At 71.9% G+C, this 17,149-nt stretch carries 14 protein-coding genes; 9 read left to right on the top strand and 5 right to left on the bottom strand.

Going from position 1 to position 17,149, the window contains the following annotated elements; all coding sequences use genetic code 11:
• Positions 1 to 32: 32 nt before the first annotated feature.
• From HDA32_RS14220 to HDA32_RS14185, 8 genes are all read left to right on the top strand, one after another.
• The gene (locus HDA32_RS14220) at positions 33 to 1,037 is read left to right on the top strand and encodes a sulfotransferase family protein (RefSeq protein WP_179643646.1); all 1,005 of its coding nucleotides are present in this window, start codon (positions 33 to 35) and stop codon (positions 1,035 to 1,037) included.
• 113 nt (positions 1,038 to 1,150) lie between these two features.
• A complete protein-coding gene (locus tag HDA32_RS14215) occupies positions 1,151 to 2,668 on the top strand; it encodes a peptide MFS transporter (protein WP_179643645.1) in 1,518 nt (505 codons plus the stop codon).
• A gap of 40 nt (positions 2,669 to 2,708) precedes the next feature.
• Positions 2,709 to 3,113 carry a sigma factor gene (locus tag HDA32_RS32065; protein ID WP_179643644.1) on the top strand — a complete coding sequence of 135 codons (405 nt, stop codon included), beginning with the start codon at positions 2,709 to 2,711 and terminating at the stop codon, positions 3,111 to 3,113.
• A 321-nt stretch (positions 3,114 to 3,434) separates the two neighbouring features.
• Positions 3,435 to 4,424 (top strand): LLM class flavin-dependent oxidoreductase, encoded by a 990-nt coding sequence (locus tag HDA32_RS14205; protein ID WP_179643643.1) that lies wholly within the window; start codon positions 3,435 to 3,437, stop codon positions 4,422 to 4,424.
• A 193-nt stretch (positions 4,425 to 4,617) separates the two neighbouring features.
• On the top strand, positions 4,618 to 5,346 hold the full coding sequence (locus HDA32_RS14200; RefSeq protein WP_179643642.1) for a GntR family transcriptional regulator: 729 nt from the start codon (positions 4,618 to 4,620) through the stop codon (positions 5,344 to 5,346).
• Between the two features lie 9 nt (positions 5,347 to 5,355).
• Positions 5,356 to 6,507, top strand: a complete 1,152-nt coding sequence (gene solA / locus HDA32_RS14195) for an N-methyl-L-tryptophan oxidase (RefSeq protein WP_179643641.1) — start codon at positions 5,356 to 5,358, stop codon at positions 6,505 to 6,507.
• Positions 6,508 to 6,644: 137 nt separating this feature from the next.
• Complete coding sequence (locus tag HDA32_RS14190; protein WP_179643640.1) at positions 6,645 to 8,087, top strand: sodium:solute symporter family protein; 1,443 nt, start codon at positions 6,645 to 6,647, stop codon at positions 8,085 to 8,087.
• A gap of 50 nt (positions 8,088 to 8,137) precedes the next feature.
• A complete protein-coding gene (locus HDA32_RS14185) occupies positions 8,138 to 9,310 on the top strand; it encodes an NAD(P)/FAD-dependent oxidoreductase (RefSeq protein WP_179643639.1) in 1,173 nt (390 codons plus the stop codon).
• Between the two features lie 118 nt (positions 9,311 to 9,428).
• Here the strand turns inward: HDA32_RS14185 and HDA32_RS14180 are convergent, their stop codons facing one another.
• From HDA32_RS14180 to HDA32_RS14160, 5 genes are all read right to left on the bottom strand, one after another.
• Positions 9,429 to 10,124, bottom strand: a complete 696-nt coding sequence (locus HDA32_RS14180) for an alpha/beta hydrolase (RefSeq protein WP_179643638.1) — start codon at positions 10,122 to 10,124, stop codon at positions 9,429 to 9,431.
• Positions 10,125 to 10,252: 128 nt separating this feature from the next.
• Complete coding sequence (locus HDA32_RS14175; RefSeq protein ID WP_179643637.1) at positions 10,253 to 10,894, bottom strand: DUF305 domain-containing protein; 642 nt, start codon at positions 10,892 to 10,894, stop codon at positions 10,253 to 10,255.
• A 126-nt stretch (positions 10,895 to 11,020) separates the two neighbouring features.
• Positions 11,021 to 11,410 carry a DUF6153 family protein gene (locus tag HDA32_RS14170; protein WP_179643636.1) on the bottom strand — a complete coding sequence of 130 codons (390 nt, stop codon included), beginning with the start codon at positions 11,408 to 11,410 and terminating at the stop codon, positions 11,021 to 11,023.
• Positions 11,411 to 11,447: 37 nt separating this feature from the next.
• Complete coding sequence (locus HDA32_RS14165; protein ID WP_179643635.1) at positions 11,448 to 12,335, bottom strand: oxygenase MpaB family protein; 888 nt, start codon at positions 12,333 to 12,335, stop codon at positions 11,448 to 11,450.
• Positions 12,336 to 12,529: 194 nt separating this feature from the next.
• Positions 12,530 to 15,037 (bottom strand): ATP-dependent Clp protease ATP-binding subunit, encoded by a 2,508-nt coding sequence (locus HDA32_RS14160; protein WP_179643634.1) that lies wholly within the window; start codon positions 15,035 to 15,037, stop codon positions 12,530 to 12,532.
• Positions 15,038 to 15,419: 382 nt separating this feature from the next.
• Here HDA32_RS14160 and HDA32_RS14155 point away from each other — a divergent pair, with 382 nt between their 5' ends.
• On the top strand, positions 15,420 to 17,063 hold the full coding sequence (locus HDA32_RS14155) for an RICIN domain-containing protein (RefSeq protein WP_246334340.1): 1,644 nt from the start codon (positions 15,420 to 15,422) through the stop codon (positions 17,061 to 17,063).
• Positions 17,064 to 17,149: the final 86 nt, after the last annotated feature.

Here is a 17,149-nt window from a genome sequence, read left to right as displayed (position 1 = left end):
TGCCCCGGATCCGCCGGCCCTATTGTGGGGCCATGACTGGACCGTCCGAACGGCCGATCATCATCGTGGGGTGCCCGCGGTCGGGCACCACGCTGCTGCAGCTCATGCTGCACGCACATCCGCGCATCGCGATCCCGCCGGAGACCCGGTTCCTCCTCGACGCCTACCGGCGCAGGAGGGAGTTCGGCGATCTGCGGGAGGCCGCCAACCGTCGTGCGCTGGCCGAGCGGATCGTCCGCCCGGCCGGGACCCGCTTCGCCGACCTGAGGCTGGACGCGGAGCAGACCATCGCCGAGATCGTCGAGGCCCCGCCCACCCTGGGCTCGGCGCTGGGCACCGTGTTCCGCGGCTACGCCCGCAGATTCGACAAGCCCAGGTGGGGCGACAAGCGTCCCGGCTACTACCAGTACATCGACGAGCTGCTCCGGTTGTTCCCCGACGCCCAGATCGTGCACCTGGTCCGGGACGGGCGCGACTGCGTCGGCTCGCTCAAGCGGATGCCGTGGTACCGCCTGGACTCCTACCACGCGATCTCCACCTGGGCCGAGGCCGTCGACTACGGTCGCACCGCGGCTCGCCGGCTGCCCCCGGACTCCTACCACCGGCTCCGCTACGAGGACCTGATCGAGGACCCGCAGGGGGAGCTGTCCGACCTGTGCGCCTTCCTCGGCGAGGAGTTCCACCCCGCGATGTGCGAGCCGAGGCGGGTCGCCGGAGACGTCATCCCCGAGCGCAAGACCTGGCACGGCAACACCCGCCGCGACATCAACCGGGCCGGCTCCGGCGCCTGGAAGGAGCGCCTGGAGCCGTGGGAGATCCGCCTGGCCGAGACCGTGCTGGCCGGGCGGCTGCGCGAGAACGGCTACGAGCCGTCCGGGGCGCCGCGCGCGGCGCCCCGCCACCTCGCCCGCTACGCCAAGGTCGCCGCGATGCGCCGGCTCGCCCGCCGCAAGCGCCGGCTGCACGACCGCTGGTGGCGGATGAACGAGCCGACCCCGGACATCGGCGCCGCCCAGGACGGCGGCGGAGCCCCGTGACCCGGCCGCCGGTCCCGCGGCGGCCGGGTCGCCGCCCGCGCTGACCCCGGCCTCGGGGCCGCGGGTACGCTGGCCGGCTCGGCCCTTCCCATTTCCGACCGCGGAGAGTCCGTGTGAGCATTCCGACGGAGGCGGGGAAGCGTACGCGTGGTTTCCTGGGGCACCCGCGGGGCCTCGCGACGCTCTTCTTCACAGAGGCGTGGGAGCGCTTCTCGTACTACGGGATGAGAGCGCTCCTGCTCTACTACATGTACGACCGGGTCGCCGACGGCGGCCTGGGGATCGACAACGGCACGGCGCTGTCACTGGTCGCCGTGTACGGTTCGGCCATCTACATGGCCGCGATCGCCGGCGGGTGGGTGAGCGACCGCCTCCTGGGCGTCCGCCGCTGCACGCTGTACGGCGGAATCCTGATCATGTGCGGGCACGTGTTCCTGGCGCTGCCCGCCGGGACCACCGCCCTGTACGTCTCGATGATCTTCATCGTCCTGGGCACGGGCCTGCTGAAGCCCAACATCTCGATCTCCGTCGGCGACCTCTACGCCGACAAGGACCTCCGCCGGGACTCCGGATTCACCATCTACTACATGGGGATCAGCATCGGCGCCCTGCTCGCGCCCCTGACCGTGGGGACGCTCGGCCAGAGGTACGACTACCACCTGGGGTTCGGCCTCGCGGCGATCGGCATGGCCATCGGGCTGCTCGTCTACGTCCGGGGGCAGCGCCACCTGAGCGAGGCGGGCAGGCGCCCGGCCAACCCGCTCCGCGCGTCCGAGATCCGCTCGTCGCGCACGGCGTGGCCGATAGCGGCGGCCGCGGCCCTCACCGTGCTCGCCGCCGCGGCCGCGGCCGTCTCCGGACGCCTCACCGCCGACCTCGTCGTCGACGCCGTCAGCGTGCTCTCCATCGCGCTTCCGGTCACCTACTTCACGATGATGCTGCGGAGCGGGCGGACCACGCCGGAGGAGCGTTCCCGGGTCCTCGCCTACATCCCGCTGTTCATGGCGGCCGTCTGCTTCTGGATCATCCAGGAGCAGGGCGCGATCGTGCTCGCCCAGTACGCCCGGCAGAGCACCGACCTCGACCTCTCCGGCTTCGAGATCCCTTCGTCGTGGTTCCAGTCGGTCGGCTCCCTGGTCCTGATCGTCCTGGCCCCGTGCTTCGCCGCCATGTGGCTGGCGCTGGGCAGGCGCTCGCGCCAGCCCTCCACCCCGGCGAAGTTCGGAATGGGCCTGCTCTTCGCCGGAGCCTCCTACGCCCTTCTCGTCATCCCGGCCCTGGGGGAGCAGAAGTCCGGGCCTCTGTGGCTGGTCGCGAGCTTCGCCCTGGTCACGGTGGGCGAGCTCTGCCTGTCCCCGATCGGGCTGTCCGCGACGACGAGGCTGGCGCCGGCCGCGTTCGCGACGCAGACCATGGGGATCTGGCTGGCCTCCGGAGCCGCGGGGCAGGGGATCTCGGCGCAGATCGTCGGTTTCTACGACCGGGGCGACGCGGCCCTGTACTTCGGAGTCATCGGCGCCTGCGCCGTGCTCCTCGGCCTGCTCTTCGTCATCGCCCCGGCCGTCCGGACCAGGACGGAGGGCGCCGAGGCCGACGCCGATAGCCGGGAGAGGGTCCAGGAGCGCCCGTGACGGCACCCCGGCGGACGGCGGGACGTGGCATGCCGCCTCCATGACCGCGGACACCGATGAGGCCGGCGAGGCCGCCGAGTTCGAGGCCCACCGGCCCAGGCTCTTCGCCGTCGCCTACCGGATGCTCGGCTCCGCGAGCGAGGCCGAGGACGCGGTCCAGGACGCCTACCTGCGCTGGCACGCGGCCGACCGCTCCGCCGTCGCCACGCCCGCGGCCTGGCTGACCACGGTGCTCACCAACCTGATCACGCCCGAGCACGAGATCCGCGTCGTCGAGGTCAACGGCGCCCCCGCGATCCCGGGGCTGCTGCCGGGCACGCCGGTCGCGGTGATCGTGCCCGAGGTCGGCGACGGTGGGATCGTGGCGCTGCGCAACGTCGTCAACCCCGACAAGCTCGCCTTCCTCACCGGTCAGCTCGCCGTCACCCGGCGCACCTCCATGTGAGCCGGGTACCGGGCCCGGGGACGGCGTCCTTCCGCAACGCCGCGGCGGAGGACGCCGGAGCCCGGGGAGTCCAGGCCTGCCGGGGGCGAGGGCGCCTTCCACATCGTCGACGACGGCGGCAACCCGCCGCCCAGATCCCGAAGTCCGAGGTCCGCGCGGCGTGAGCGGCGCGGCCGGCCGGGGGAGGCGAGTGCTGCGCTCCCGGCCGGTTTTGTTCGAGCGTTGTCGAAATAACCGCGGCGGCGGCGATGTTGCCCATAGCGCGTCCGGGCAGCGCCGGGGCGCCCGTTCCCGTCTCCGCAACGAAAGGCTCGTCCCACCATGACGGTCCCGCTCTCCATCCTTGATCTGGCACACATCGGCGAGGGGGACGCGGTCGGCGACAGCCTGAGCGCCAGCGTCACCCTGGCCCGGCGCGCCGAGGAGTGGGGCTACCGGCGGATCTGGTACGCGGAGCACCACAACATGGCCACCATCGCCTCCTCGGCGACCAGCGTGCTCATCGCGCACGTCGCCGCGCACACCCGGACGATCCGCCTCGGGGCCGGCGGCGTCATGCTCCCCAACCACGCCCCGCTGACCATCGCCGAGCAGTTCGGGACCCTGGAGACGCTGCACCCGGGCCGCATCGACCTGGGGCTCGGGCGTGCGCCGGGCAGCGACCAGCAGACCATGCGGGCCCTGCGCCGCGACCCGATGTCCGCGGAGAGCTTCCCGCAGGACGTCCTGGAGCTGCAGGGGTACCTGACGGGGGAGTCCCGCGTCCCGGGCGTCGACGCGACGCCGGGCAAGGGCACCGACGTGCCGCTGTACATCCTCGGCTCCTCGCTGTTCGGGGCCAAGCTCGCCGCCGCGCTCGGACTCCCGTACTCCTTCGCCTCCCACTTCGCCCCGGACGCATTGGAGGAGGCCGTCGCCGTCTACCGGCGCGAGTTCACGCCGTCCGCGCAGTTGGAGCGGCCCTACGTCATCGCCGGCGTCAACGTCATAGCGGCCGACACCGCCGACGACGCGCAGGAGCAGTTCCTGGCCGCCAAGCGCAGCAGGGTCGGCCTGCTGTTCGGCCGGGGCCGGACGTTCACGCCGGAGGAGGCGGACGAGGTCCTGCGATCCCCGGCCGGGCGTCAGGTGCTGAACATGACCAGGTACTCCGCCGTCGGCACCCCGGACGAGGTGAAGGACTACCTCGACCGCTTCGCCGAGCACGCCCGGGCCGACGAGCTCATCGTCGCCTCCCCGGTCACCCGCAGGCAGGCCTGGCTGCGCTCCTTCGAGCTGCTGGCCGACGTCAGCGGGCTGGTCCCCGCGTAACCCGCGCGAACGGCGGGGACGGGGGCGCGGACGGAGCCCGGCGGCGACCGCCGCCGGGCTCCGTCGATTCCGCACCCGCACGCCACCGGGAGCCGCCCGCCGGGCGGCTCCCGGTGGCCATTGGGGCGTCGATCCGCCACCGCCTTCGCTCCAAGTATTGACTTATCAAAACGGGGATTGGTTAACTCAAATAATGGAGCTCGCACTCTACGACAGGATCCGCAGCGATCTGGAGACCGAGATCGTCTCCGGCGCGTGGCCTCCGGGCACCCGAGTGCCCACCGAGGCCGAGCTGGCGCGGACCTACGGTGTGAGCCGGGTGACGGTGCAGCGGGCCGTCCAGGAGCTCGTGCAGCGGGGACTGGTCGTCCGCTACCGCAGGCGCGGCACGTTCGTCGCCAGGGCGGCGCCCGAGCGCAACCTGCTCCGCCTCGCCGGCCCGCTGAGCACCGGCCCCGAGATCGAGGGCCGCCACGTCGTGTCGGAGGCGCGGGTGATCCCCGCACGGGACGCGGCGGCCGACCTGGAGGGCATCGAGCCCGACACCCCCGTCGTGCAACTGCGCAGGGTCAAGCTCGACGTCGCCGAGCGGCCCATCGCCACCGAGCTCGCGGTCATCCCGTTCGCGCTCGTTCCGCGGCTGCTCGACGAGCCGCTGGAGGACCTCACGACGATCGGTTACTTCCGGCGGACCGGCGTCCCCGTCCACAGCTCCCGGATGTACGTCGAACCGCGGCTGCTCTCGGAGGAGGAGGCAGCCCTCCTCGACCGGCCGCCGGGCATCCCGGTGTTCCGGCTGCGGCGCCACATCCGGCTCGCCGACGGACGGCCGGCCGAGGTCTTCGAATCGACTCTCCTGCCCGACCACAGCCCCTTCTACATCGAGCAGTCACTCGTGGAGAGCCCTCCTGACCCCGACTAGGAGACGGTCATGCAGCCTCCCTCCGCACCCCGCGTCGGCATCGTCGGCGCCGGAACCATGGGAACCATGGCGGCCTGGCGCCTCGCCGACCGCGGCGCCGACGTCATCGCGTTCGACCGGTACGCCCCCGGACACGACCGCGGAGCCGCCGGCGGCGAGTCCAGGATCTTCCGCACCGCCTACATGGAGGGCGGCCGCTACGTCCCGCTCCTGCGGCGCTCCGAGGAGCTCTGGCGGGAGCTGGAGGAGCAGACGGGGCGGGACCTGCTGCGGATGTGCGGCGGGCTGACGATCGGTCCGCCCGGCCACCCCTCGATCAGGGAACTGCGCTCCGGCGCCGAACGGCACGGCCTCGACCACGCGGTGCTCACCCCGCGCGAGGCCGCCGAGCGGTTCCCGCAGCACCCGCTGGGGCCGGGGGAGATCGCCGTCCTCGACCCGTGCGCCGGGGTCGTCAGGCCCGACATCGCGCTGTCGGCCGCCGCACTGCGGGCTGAGGAGCTCGGCGCCCGCATCCGGCGCTACGCCCCCGTCGAGGCCTGCGAACGCCGCGGCGGCCGGTGGGTGCTGCGCGCGGGCGGCGACGAGCACGAGGTCGACCACGTCGTCCTCGCGCCCGGGCCGTGGAGCTCCGCGCCCGGCGCGCCCGCCGCGGACCTGCTGTCCGCCTTCGGCCTGCGCGGCAGGCAGATCACCCTGTGCTGGTTCCCCGCCAGGGACCCCGCGGCCCTGACGCCCGACCGCAACCCCGTCGTGATCCGCGTCGGCGACCTCGCCTACTCGTGCTTCCCCGTCATGGACGGGGTCTCGGTCAAGGTCAGCTCGCACACGGCGGCCCGGGCGGCCGTCACCGACCCGAGCGCCCTGCCCAGGAGCGCCACCGCCGAACTCCTCTCCGTCGTCCGCGACACCGTCCGCGTCCACCTGCCTGAGCTGCACCGCGACCCCAACCGCATCGCCACCTACGCCGACGCCTTCACACCCGACGGCCACGCCCTCCTCGGCCCCGTCCCCGGCCGGCCCGGCCTGGTCCTCGCGACCGGGTTCTCCGGGCACGGATTCAAGCTCTCCCCACTGTTCGGCGAGGTGATCGCCGACCTCGCCCTGGACGGCCGGACGCGGCACGACATCGCGCACCTGGACCCGGCGCGCCTGCTGTGAACCGCCGCTGACCCGTCCACCGCACGATCCGGCGCCGACGTCGGCGCCGGATCCCCGCGGGACCGCCGCGCGCGGCCCCGTCCCCTCCCCATCGCGCCATGCCGTGGTTTTCGGCATGCCTGAAACCGGGTGGAACCATGTCAGAAAACGGACTCACCATCGCCCTCGTCATCGGCTCGTGCGTCCTCGTGACGGGCGCCGGCGCCCTCATCGCCCTCCACTACGGCCGCCGCGCCAAGACGTCCGAGGACTGGATCGTCGGCGGCCGCGCCCTGCCGCTGCGCGTGGTCGTCTTCAGCCAGTTCGCCACGGCCTCCGGCGGCGGCGTGCTCGTCGCCCACGTCGGGATCGGCTACGCCTGGGGCTGGTCGGTGCTGCTCTACGAACTGGCCTGCATGATCGGGTTCCTGCTGCTCGCCGTGCTCGCGAACTGGCTGCGCAGGCAGGAGTTCGACACCGTCCCGCAGATCCTCACCCGGCTGTTCGGCCGGGACCGGCGGCTCATCGCGATCGCCGCGCTGTGCACGGTCGTCGTGCCGTTCGGCTGGCTGGCCACCCAGTTCGTCGCGTTCGCCCGGCTGTTCTCCCAGATCACCGGCGTGCCCCTGCCGACGCTCATCATGGTGATGGCGGTGGCGTCCCTGCTGTTCGTGCTCCCGGGCGGACTGCTCTCGGTGGCCTGGTCGGACTACATCTTCGGCGTCTTCATGCTCGTCGTGACGGTGTTCGTGGTGGCCTACGCCCTGTACATGGTCGGCGGCTGGGACGGCATCACCGCCAGCGTCCCCGCCGAACTGTGGTCCCCCGGATCGATCACCCTGGTGGGCTGGGAGACCATCGTGCTGTGGGCGTTCGCGATCATTCCGGGGACCCTCACCAACCAGCTCTACTACCAGCGGGTGTTCGCCGCGAAGGAGGTCGGGCAGGTGCGCACCGGCCTGGTGGTCAGCGGGCTGATGATGCTCATCGCCGGCGTGTACGCGGGGATCCTCGGACTGGCGGCCCGCGCCATGGGCGCCGACTTCACGGTCGGGGAGCGCGAGCTCGCCGCCGGCTGGTTCATCGGCCAGCTCCCGCTGTGGGTCATGCTGATCTTCGCCGGCTTCCTGGTGGCGACCATCGTCTCGACCACCTCCAGCGCCCTGCACTCGGTCGTGACGAACCTGGTGCGCGACCTCTACCAAGGGGTCCGCGGCGGCGCGCGGCCCGAACGGGAACTCGTGCGGATGTCGCGGGCGCTCACGGTGGTCGTCACGGTCACCGCCGCGGCGCTCGCCGTCGCCTTCCCGAAGGCGCTCGACTGGCTCGTCGCGACCTACGCCTACTCCGCGGCCTCGCTCGCCGTGCCCGTCTTCGCCGGATTCGCGCTGCGCGACCGGATGCGGCTCACGCCCGGCGTGGCCGTCACCACCATGCTCGGGGGCATGGCCGGCTGCGCCGCGGCGCAGCTCGCCGGGACCACCGTGCCCTACGCGGTCTACGGCATGGGAGCGTCGCTGATATGCATGGCCGCCGCTCTCGCGGCCACCCGGGTCTCGAACCGCTCGGGGCGCGACCGCGCTCCGGCCGCCCACGAATGATCCGAGCGGGCCGCCGCGGACCGCTCTCCACAGGAAGGAAGGGAAACGCAGTGCGCATCGCCGTCGTCGGCGCAGGGGTCATCGGACTCTCCCTCGCCCGCGAGTTCGCCGGCCAGGGGTGCCGGGTCACCGTCTACGAGCAGGACCGGCCCGGGGCCGGGACCAGCGGGACGTCCTTCGCCTGGGTCAACTCCCACGCCAAGGAGCCCGACTCCTACCACGGGCTGAACCTCGCGGGCGTCCGGGCCCACCACGAGCTCCACCGGAGCCTCCCCGACGGCCCCCGTTGGTTCCACCCCACCGGCAACCTGGAGTGGGCCACCGAGCCCGGGCACGCACGGGTGCTCGAACGCTCCGTGGCGCGACTGCGCGGGCGCGGCTACGCCGCCGAGTGGATTCCCGCCGAGGAGGCCCGCGCCATGGAGCCGGGCGCGCGCATCCCCGACGGCGTGCGCTCCGCGGCGTTCTTCCCCGACGAGGGCTACGTGCTGCCGGCCGAGTACCTGGCCCGCTTGCTCACCGACGCGCTCGCCTCCGGGGCCGAGATCGCCTGCCCCGCGCCGGTGCGCGCCGTCGTGCCGCACGCCGACGGGGCCGACATCGCGCTGGCCGACGGATCCACGGCGACGGCCGACGCCGTCGTCACCGCCGCGGGCCGGTGGACCGAGCCGCTCCTGGCCACAGCGGGGTGCCACGTGCCGATGGCCGATCCGGACGCGGCCGGCTCGGCGACCACCGGCTACCTCGCCTACACCGAACCGGCGCCGGTGCGCCTGGAGCGCGTGCTCACCACCTCGCACCTGAACCTGCGCCCCGACGGCGGGGGACGGCTCGTGCTGCAGGGGCTCGACCTCGACGCCGACGCCGATCCGGCCCGCCCGCCGGGGGCCGACGCGCCGCTCGCCGAGGAGCTCCTCCGGCGGCTCGCCCGGGTGCTCCGCGGCGGCGAGCACGCCCGCATCGCCGAGGTGCGGGTGGGGCAGCGGTCGCTGCCCGCCGACGGCCTCACCGCGTGCGGGTTCGCCGACGGCGGTCGGCGCGTCTACGCGGTCGCGACGCACAGCGGGATCACGCTGGCCCCCGCGCTGGCCCCGCTGGTGGCCGACGAGGTGCTCCGCGGCACCCGCTCCGAGCTGCTCGCCGACTTTCGGGCGGACCGCTTCACGCCCGGCGAGCGCCCGGACGTGCACCTGTCGCAGGTGCGGCTGCCCGGCCGGCAGTGACCGGCCGGACGCGGCCCCGGACCCGGTGGCCGGGGCCGCGTCCGGCGGGGCGCGCGGCGGGGGGCCGCAGGGCCGGGACGGCGCGGGCGTCGGCACCGGGACGGCCGGCACCGCCGCGCTACCGGGCGGCGGCCTCGGTCAGCTCCGCGCGCAGCAGTCCGGCGAGCTCGGCGGGGCGGGACAGGAACGGCGAGTGCGAGGCGTCCATGCGCAGCACGCGCTGCGCCCGCTGGGCCATCGCCTCCTGGGCGAAGGGCGGGATCCCCGCGTCGCGCTCGCAGACCACGTAGGTGCTGGGGATCGTCCGCCACGCGGCCTCCCGCAGCGGCTGCGTGACCGAGGCGAGGGACTGGTGGCCGAGCGCGCCGATCGCCGCCCGCGCCGTCTCCGGGGCGACGTCGCCGTAGAACACCGCTGCGGGGTCCAGCGCGTCCACGTAGCCGTCCGCCTCGTGCACGTCCCACCACTCCGGCGGGGTGCCGCCCACCGAGCCCAGCAGCGACTCGCCGGCGTCGAGCTGGAAGGAGCACAGGTAGACCAGGCGCCGGACGTCGCCGACCCCGGTGAGCGCCTCGGTCACGGGCAGGCCGCCGTAGGAGTGCGCGCAGACCACCACCGGCCCCTCGATCCCGGCCACAGCGGCCCGGACGGCCTCGGCGTCGTCGTACAGCCCGCCCAGCGCCGTCGGGTCGGCGCCGCTGGAGGGGAGCGCGACCGGGTGCACCGCGACGTCCGGGAGCCGTTCGATCAGCGGGCGCCAGCACCACGGGCCGTGCCAGGCGCCGTGGACCACTACGAGGGCGGGAAGCGGCATCGTGATCTCCTTCGGTGATCGGTACCGGCGGCGGCGCTCGGGTCGGGGCCCCGGCGGACCGCCGGGGCCCCGACCCGAATTCCTAGCACGGCTCCCACCGCTGCCGCGCCGGGGGCCGTACGGCGGGATCAGTGGCCGCCGTGCCCCCCGTCCTCCCCCTCGGAGTCGCCGTCGGCGCCGCTGTCGCCGAGCATGCCGGTCATCTGCTCGATCTCACTCTGCTGGGCCTCCACGACGGCCTGGGCGAGCTCGATGGCCTCGGGGTTGACGCCGTTGTCGAGCTCGTTCTGGGCCATTTCGACCGCGCCCTCGTGGTGGGCGACCATCATGTCCAGGAACATCATGTCGAAGGCCTCGCCCTCGACCTGCTCCAGTTCGGCCATCTCCTCGCCGGTCATCATGCCGGCCATGCCGTGCTCCATGCTCTCGCCGTCGCTCATGGGCTCCTCGCCCCAGGACTCCAGCATCCGGGTGAGCTGCTCGATCTCGGGGCCCTGGGCGGCCTCGATCTCGGCCGCGAGCTCCTTGACGTCGTCGCCGGCCCGGTCCTCGGCCAGTTGCGACATCTCCACGGCCTGCTCGTGGTGCGGGATCATCATCTGGGCGAACATCACGTCGGAGTCGTTGAACTCGGCCGCGGCCTGCTCCGAGGACTCGGGCGCGGGCGCGGCGGAGTCCTCCTCGCCCCCGCCGCAGGAGGCGAGGAACAGGGCGGCGGCCAGGGCGGCCGGAGCCAGCAGGAGCGCGCGCTTACGGGTGTCGGTGGTCATATCATCGGTCCTTTTCATGGCGGTGTCCGCGCACGGCGCATGGGCGCCACGGCGTGACGGTGTGCTGAACAGGTGCGGAGCCGGATCCGGGCGGCGCCGGGGCGCGCCGGTGCCCGAAAGGGGCATCTAGAGCCGTAACACCTGCAGTTTCGCCAGAGAAGGCGGATCCGGCGGCGCGGTGCGCAGCAGCGGCCACCGTATCCGCGCCGGCGGCGGCACCAGCACACCCGGCCAGGGGGTGAACACCGCGGCGGCCAGGCCGAGCAGCGCGATCGCCATCCCGCCGATCGCCAGGCACACCGACGTCGGATCCATGGCGGGGAGCCCGGAATCGGCGTGCGCAGCCACGGGATCGGCGTGCGCGGCGGCCGGAGCGGGCCCGTGCCCGTCCGCCTGCGGATGCCCGAGCGTGTGCATGGCCGCGACGCCGAACAGCAGCGCCCCCAGCAGCAGCATGCGCACCCAGGCCGGGCCCAGATGCCCGATGCGCTCGTCCGCCCCCGTTCTCACAGGCATCAGCATAGGGGCCCTCGCGGGCCGCGGCGCCGGTGGATCAGGAGTCTCGGACGCCGGGCCTGCCGGGGCCGCGTCGGCGGGCTCCTCCGCGTGGAGCCCGCAGCGAGGGATCCCCACCGGACCTTCCGGGACGCCCGTAGAGCCGGTTGCGGGCGGCCCGGCGGCGCATGTCCCACATGTAGGCGTTCTTGGGCAGGGACCGCACCGCGAGCGGCAGCCGCGGGTAGACGGCCCGGGTGAGCGCGATCAGCCGGTCGAACCTGCGCTGCTGGGACGGTCGCCACTCCAGGCCGAGCTGCTCCCGGATCCGCGGCGGCAGCAGGCCCGCGGCGAGGAAGCGCTGCAGTCGGGCCGCCGCGCGGACGGCGGGGTTCGGGGGATCGAACAGCGCGTCGGCGATGCCGCGTGCGGTGTCGGTGACCTCGATCGACGCGACCATGTCGGCCCAGTAGGCCTCGAAGGAGGCCCGGTCGGCCGGCCAGCGCTCCGCGGGGCAACCGAGGGCCGTCGCGAAGACCGCGGCCTGCTCGTAGACCTCGTCCTTCTCCCGGGGGGAGAGTGCCCCGACCGTCATCTCATACATCCGCACGCCGCCCTGGTAGAGCGTTGCGGCCACCCATACCTGCAGTTCGGGGTCGAGCGCGTGGTAGCCGGGGCCGGTGATCCGCTTGTGCATGGCGCGGACGATCCGCGCGATGCGCTCGGCCTCCTCCTCGGTGCCGAAGACCATGCCGTAGACGAAGGTGAGCGTGCCGCGGAGCCGGTCGAGGGGGCGCTGGGCGAAATCGCTGTGGTCGCGCACGCCCTGGCCCACCCCGGGGTGGCAGACCTGCAGCAGGATCGAATATCCGGCCGCTCCCAGAATGACGGCCTCGCGGTTGATCCGGCGGAGCTGGGCGTCGTCCGGGAACAGTCCTGCGTCCATGCCCCAATCGTAGAACCGGGCATCCGTCGCTCCCGCCCCATCGCTCGCAACGGGTGTCGGCCGCACCGCTTGCGCGGCCATGGACCGGACCGGGCGGAAACGGGGGAGCGGCCCGGGATCCGTGGTGGTCGGGGTCCTGAAACGCGCGGGAGGGGCGGCCGGGTGGGCCGCCCCTGCCGCGGGTGGGGTGGTGCTCAGTCGGTGTTGGTTGCGGCCTGCTCGACCCGGGGGGTGTCGGGCACCGCCTCGGGCTTGGGCACGCCGCGGAAGGTGAAGGCGGCCTCGGCGCCTTCGCCGGCGGTGTCGACGATGATGATCTGGCCGGCCCTGACCTCGCCGTAGAGGATCTTCTCCGAGAGCTGGTCCTCGATCTCGCGCTGGATGGTGCGCCGCAGCGGCCGCGCGCCCAGCACCGGGTCATAGCCGCGCTCGGCCAGCAGGCTCTTGGCCGCGGGCCGCAGCTCCAGGCCCATGTCGCGGTCCTTGAGCCGCTCGTCGAGCTTGTCCACCATCAGATCCACGATCGAGACGATCTCGTCCTCGGTGAGCTGGTGGAACACGATGGTGTCATCGACCCGGTTCAAAAACTCCGGGCGGAAGTGCGACTTGAGCTCCTCGGTGACCTTGGCCTTCATCCGGTCGTAGTTGGTCTTGGAGTCGTCCTCCTTGGCAAAGCCCATCGCCTGGCCCTTGGAGATGTCGCGGGTGCCCAGGTTGGTGGTCATGATGATCACGGTGTTCTTGAAGTCGACGTTGCGGCCCTGGGCGTCGGTGAGCCGGCCCTCCTCCAGCACCTGCAGCAGCGAGTTGAAGATGTCGGAGTGGGCCTTTTCGATCTCGTCGAACAGCACCACCGAGAACGGCTTGCGCCGCACCTTCTCGGTCAGCTGACCGCCCTCCTCATAGCCCACATAGCCGGGCGGCGACCCGAACAGCCGCGACACGGTGTGCTTCTCCATGAACTCGCTCATGTCGAGCTGGATCAGCGCCTCCTCATCACCGAACAGGAACTCCGCCAGCGTCTTGGACAACTCGGTCTTGCCCACCCCCGACGGCCCGGCGAAGATGAAGGAACCCCCCGGACGCTTGGGGTCCTTCAACCCCGCCCGGGTGCGCCGGATCGCCTGCGACAGCGCCCGGATCGCGTCCTCCTGGCCGATCACCCGCTTGTGCAGCTCCTCCTCCATCCGCAGCAGCCGCGAGGACTCCTCCTCGGTGAGCTTGAACACCGGGATCCCGGTCGCGGTGGCCAGCACCTCGGCGATCAACTCCTCGCCGACCTCGGCCACCACGTCCATGTCCCCGGCCTTCCACTCCTTCTCCCGCTGGGCCTTCCGGCCCAGCAGCTGCTTCTCGTCATCACGCAGCGAGGCGGCCTTCTCAAAGTCCTGGGCGTCGATGGCCGACTCCTTGTCCCGGCGCACCCCGGCGATCTTCTCGTCGAACTCGCGCAGATCCGGCGGCGCCGTCATCCGCCGGATCCGCATCCGCGAGCCCGCCTCATCGATCAGATCGATCGCCTTGTCCGGCAGGAACCGGTCGGAGATGTAGCGGTCCGCCAACTGCGCCGCGGCCACCAGCGCCGAATCGGTGATGGAGACCCGGTGATGGGCCTCATAGCGGTCCCGCAGCCCCTTCAAAATCTCGATCGTGTGGGCGATCGTGGGCTCATCGACCTGGATCGGCTGGAACCGGCGCTCCAGCGCCGCGTCCTTCTCCAAATGCTTGCGGTACTCATCCAACGTGGTCGCCCCGATGGTCTGCAGCTCCCCCCGGGCCAGCATCGGCTTCAGAATCGAGGCCGCATCGATCGCGCCCTCGGCCGCCCCCGCCCCGACCAGGGTGTGCAGCTCATCAATGAACAAGATGATGTCGCCGCGGGTCCGGATCTCCTTGAGCACCTTCTTCAGCCGCTCCTCAAAATCCCCCCGATACCGCGACCCGGCCACCAGCGCGCCCAGATCCAGGGTGTAGAGCTGCTTGTCCTTCAACGTCTCCGGGATCTCCCCCTTGACGATCTTTTGGGCCAGGCCCTCCACCACCGCGGTCTTGCCCACCCCCGGCTCACCGATCAGCACCGGGTTGTTCTTGGTGCGCCGCGACAGCACCTGCATCACCCGCTCGATCTCACTGTCGCGCCCGATCACCGGATCCAGCTTGGACTCACGCGCCGCCTGGGTCAGGTTGCGGCCGAACTGATCCAGCACCAGCGACGTCGACGGCGCCGACTCCGAGGCCGCCCCCGCCGCCTGAGGCTCCTTGCCCTGATAACCGTGCAGCAGCTGAATCACCTGCTGACGCACCCGGTTCAGATCAGCCCCCAACTTCACCAGCACCTGGGCCGCCACACCCTCACCCTCACGGATCAGACCAAGAAGGATGTGCTCGGTCCCGATGTAGTTGTGCCCCAGCTGCAGCGCCTCCCGCAACGACAGCTCCAGCACCTTCTTGGCCCGCGGCGTGAACGGAATATGCCCCGAAGGCGCCTGCTGGCCCTGCCCGATGATCTCCTCAACCTGCTGACGCACCGCCTCCAGGCTGATCCCCAGACTCTCCAACGCCTTGGCAGCGACGCCCTCACCCTCATGGATCAGACCCAGCAGGATGTGCTCAGTCCCGATGTAGTTGTGGTTCAACATCCTGGCCTCCTCCTGGGCCAGAACCACCACCCGCCGCGCGCGGTCGGTAAACCTCTCGAACATCTCTCGTCGCTCCTCACATCGGCCCCCACAGGAGAAGACCTCCCAGGCGCAGCCTGATCTTTCCCCCATGGCCGGGGCTTTCTCCCCATCCAACTACCGAACGGGTCTGAGAAGTCCCGCGTACGCCGCAAGCGAACGCATTCCCGGCGGACGCCTCCGGTGAGCGGCGTCACCGCGCCCATTGACTCATTCGCCCCTCTTTATCTACCATCTCTTGGAAAACGCTTTCATTGCGGGGTGGGCGCCATTCGCGCCGCCCGCGATTTCCAGGTCCGCGGACCTCGCTTCAGCGGTGAAGCGCTCCATTTCCGGCGTGCGGACATCCCCGTATCCCCCCATGCTCTGACGCGCTCGTCGAGCGCCACCCCTCACGGAGTACCGAATGGACATGAACCCGCCCACGCTCTCGGCACGCCGACCGGCACCGCTCCGGCGGGCCCTCCTCGTGCTCGTCTCCACCGCCGCGCTCATCGCGGCCTTCCTCGTCACCGGCGCGCGCACCGCCGAGGCGGCCGACATCGACACCGACGCCTACTACGTGCTGGTGAACCGGCACAGCGGAAAGGCGGTGGACGTCTGGGAGCACTCCACCGAGAACGGCGCCGAAATTCGCCAATACACCAACACCGGCGCCGTCAACCAGCAATTCCGTTTCGTGGACGCCGGCGGCGGATACTACGCGCTGATCAACCGCAACAGCGGAAAGGCGGTGGACGTCTGGGAGCGTTCCACCGAGGACGGCGCCGAAATCCGGCAGTACACCGACAACGGCGGCACCAACCAGCAGTTCCGGGTCGAGGACTCCTCGAACGGAGACGTCCGGTTGATCAACCGCAACAGCGGAAAGGCCCTGGAGGTCTGGGAATGGTCCACCGCGGACGGCGGCCGGATCTCCCAGTTCACCGACCTCGACGGCGCCAACCAGCGCTGGCAGCCGGTCAAGGTCGCAGACGGCGGCGATGACGGCGGCGACGGCACCTGCGGCACCGGTTCCTTCAGCGCCGAGGTGGTGCAGAACGGCGGTACGTGGACCGCGCGCAACGGCGGCAGCACCGTCTACACCGGCGACGACATGCTCCAGGCGATGCGCGCGGCCGTGGACAGCCTCACCCCGGGGCGCGGTTCGAAGGAGCGGGTCGTCGTCCGCGGTTCGGGCACGATGAGCGCCGGCTCCTCGCTGGACCTGCCGAGCCACACCGCCCTGGAGGTCTGCGGCACCGTCGACGTGACCGGATCGCCCTCCGGGGACAACGCCGTCGTCCGCGCCCGCAACGTCAGCGACATCGAGGTCTCGCACCTGAGCGTCACCGGGGCCCCGTACTTCGGGATCTTCGTCCGCAACGCCACCGACGTCCACCTCGGCCAGATCGACCTGCGCCTGTCCGGCGGTCTCGGGGTGCGCATCGACAACCACGGCGACCGCAGCGTGCACACGCGCGATGTCCGGATCGACCACGTCTACGTCGAAGGAACGGGCAACCACGGCGTCGAGACCTACGGCGTCGACGGCCTTACGGTCGGCACGGTGGTGGCCCGCGACACGGCCTACTCCGGGCTGCTCCTCAACGACACGATCAACGCCGAGGTGGGTCTGGTCGACGGGGTGGGGACCGGTACGGGCACCGGCTACGCGGCGTTTCGCATGGCCAACCGCAACGGCCGCGTGGGCGGCGGCTACCCCGCGAACATCCGCGTCGGCGAGGTGCGTGCGCGGGGCGGCGGCCGCGGCGTCTTCTGCGTCTCCGAGAGCGGCGGCGCCGTCATCGACCGGCTGGACATCGCCCAGACCGGCAGCAACGCCATCCTGATCGAGAACTGCCACAACGTGACCCTCGCCGCCGAGTCGGGCAGTGTGGCGGGCCCCGGTGACATCCGGCTCGCCGCGCGGTCGGAGTTCGCCAACAACTCCGACATCACCGTGCAGAACCTGACGGTGACCGATTCCGCCGTCACCGAGAACCCGTGCGGGAACAACACCGTCTTCCGCAACATCACCCGGGTCAACAGCAGTCTCGACGTCTGCTAGATCGTTTAGATCGGTGATGGGAGAGGGTCGGCGTTGTTTTCGGGCCCTGCCGCGGTGAGCGGGAGGCTGCGGCCGCAGCCTCCCGA

It is taken from the genome of Spinactinospora alkalitolerans, assembly GCF_013408795.1.
GTDB lineage: Bacteria > Actinomycetota > Actinomycetes > Streptosporangiales > Streptosporangiaceae > Spinactinospora > Spinactinospora alkalitolerans.
The sequence above is the reverse complement of the archived record's forward strand: the minus strand, read 5'-3'. Positions and strand labels throughout refer to the sequence as shown.

Excerpts from the sequence above, each read along its gene's own strand:
- HDA32_RS14220 (WP_179643646.1), top strand. The coding sequence starts at position 33 with ATGACTGGACCGTCCGAACGGCCGATCATCATCGTGGGGTGCCCGCGG.
- HDA32_RS32065 (WP_179643644.1), top strand. The coding sequence starts at position 2,709 with ATGACCGCGGACACCGATGAGGCCGGCGAGGCCGCCGAGTTCGAGGCC.
- HDA32_RS14205 (WP_179643643.1), top strand. The coding sequence starts at position 3,435 with ATGACGGTCCCGCTCTCCATCCTTGATCTGGCACACATCGGCGAGGGG.
- HDA32_RS14200 (WP_179643642.1), top strand. The coding sequence starts at position 4,618 with ATGGAGCTCGCACTCTACGACAGGATCCGCAGCGATCTGGAGACCGAG.
- solA (WP_179643641.1), top strand. The coding sequence starts at position 5,356 with ATGCAGCCTCCCTCCGCACCCCGCGTCGGCATCGTCGGCGCCGGAACC.
- HDA32_RS14190 (WP_179643640.1), top strand. The coding sequence starts at position 6,645 with ATGTCAGAAAACGGACTCACCATCGCCCTCGTCATCGGCTCGTGCGTC.
- HDA32_RS14180 (WP_179643638.1), bottom strand. The coding sequence starts at position 10,124 with ATGCCGCTTCCCGCCCTCGTAGTGGTCCACGGCGCCTGGCACGGCCCG.
- HDA32_RS14175 (WP_179643637.1), bottom strand. The coding sequence starts at position 10,894 with ATGACCACCGACACCCGTAAGCGCGCGCTCCTGCTGGCTCCGGCCGCC.
- HDA32_RS14170 (WP_179643636.1), bottom strand. The coding sequence starts at position 11,410 with ATGCCTGTGAGAACGGGGGCGGACGAGCGCATCGGGCATCTGGGCCCG.
- HDA32_RS14165 (WP_179643635.1), bottom strand. The coding sequence starts at position 12,335 with ATGGACGCAGGACTGTTCCCGGACGACGCCCAGCTCCGCCGGATCAAC.
- HDA32_RS14160 (WP_179643634.1), bottom strand. The coding sequence starts at position 15,037 with ATGTTCGAGAGGTTTACCGACCGCGCGCGGCGGGTGGTGGTTCTGGCC.
- HDA32_RS14155 (WP_246334340.1), top strand. The coding sequence starts at position 15,420 with ATGGACATGAACCCGCCCACGCTCTCGGCACGCCGACCGGCACCGCTC.